The sequence below is a fragment of the Flavobacterium sp. UMI-01 genome (assembly GCF_019656315.1).
Taxonomy (GTDB): domain Bacteria; phylum Bacteroidota; class Bacteroidia; order Flavobacteriales; family Flavobacteriaceae; genus Flavobacterium.
Genome location: NZ_BPLU01000036.1, coordinates 1 through 1,274 on the forward strand (window position 1 = coordinate 1; position 1,274 = coordinate 1,274).

A 1,274-nucleotide genomic window follows, 5' to 3' on the forward strand; every position below is an offset into this window, starting at 1 on the left:
GGTAATGTGGTCAAAAATAGTTGGTGATTTTTGATTTTAGATTAATTAAATTTCACCATCAAATTGAAGAGGACATTGGCTCTGCTGAGGAGCAACCAATTAGCAATAAATTTGATGTACATACGAAAAATGAGGGCAGTGTAAATCTGCCCTTTTTTATACATTTTTTGGTGTACACTATGGCTAAAAAAACCTATTTACCAATTTGATTTTTATAGAACAAATACCACTTCAAAAAGTTTTTTCTATTAGCCAAACATAACCCTCTGTGAATATTTAGATTTCCTTTTAAATGTCCAAAAAACGACTCTAAAGAATTTGTTGAATTTGGTATTTTGTTGTCTTTTAAATAAAGGAACATGTTTGGTAATGCTTTTTTAATTACATTAAATGAACGCCTAATCATTTTATGGTATACCAATATCTTCCTGTTTCGATATTGTATGATTTTTGATTAATATAATCTCTATATTTTTCTTCCCATTGAATGAGTTCAATAAGCCATAATTGACGTTTATATTCAGAATTGATATGGTGAATTTTTATTGCTATTTGCTTGAGCTCAAAACCAGATGGATGTTTAGGGTTCTGTGTGAGCCATATTCGACACATCCTTGATATATGCACCAAACATCTTTGAAAAGGCACTTTTGGACAAACTTTTTTAATAGCTTTTATAGACGATTTATCGCCATCAGAAGTGATACTTTTAATATTAATTCCAATGTTTAATAAATTCTGTAAATCTTCAGCAATCTCTTCAAAATGTTCTCCATCTGTCATTCGATAAAGTTGAGTCGACTTTAAATGAAAATTTCTATACACTACTAAACAAATATCATTTGGGAAATAGGTTCCATCAAGAACCAGGTATATTTCATCAGTAGAACTAAATTCTAAAACTGGAGCTTTGCTTAACATTCTAGAAAAATATCGCTGTAATGTACTTTTACTATATCCCGATTCAAGAGAGATTTTATCAAAAGTATCCTTGCCAACTATCCAATTTTTGAACCAAATTTCTTTGTTGGAATCTGAAACTGATTTGTTGTTTGATGTAAATAATTGCCCGCAATTTTTGCATTTAAATCGTTGCTTATTTTGCTGTATTCCCCATTTAATTGTTTGAAGACTTTTACACGTTGGACAGCGCTTTTTTTTGATTTTTCATAAATAAAAAAAGTTTATTGAAACGAATTTCAATAAACTTTCGGAAACATCATATTTTATAATGCCTTACGGTGTTTTTACCAACTATTTTTGACTATTAAACC

General features: G+C 29.5%; 1 protein-coding gene. It reads right to left on the bottom strand.

The features are described 5' to 3' along the window. Positions 1 to 402: 402 nt before the first annotated feature. Complete coding sequence (locus K5R64_RS17220) at positions 403 to 921, bottom strand: transposase (protein WP_255580350.1); 519 nt, start codon at positions 919 to 921, stop codon at positions 403 to 405. Positions 922 to 1,274 lie beyond the last annotated feature (353 nt).

Coding starts and splice junctions, on each gene's coding strand:
- K5R64_RS17220 (WP_255580350.1), bottom strand. CDS start 921: ATGTTAAGCAAAGCTCCAGTTTTAGAATTTAGTTCTACTGATGAAATA.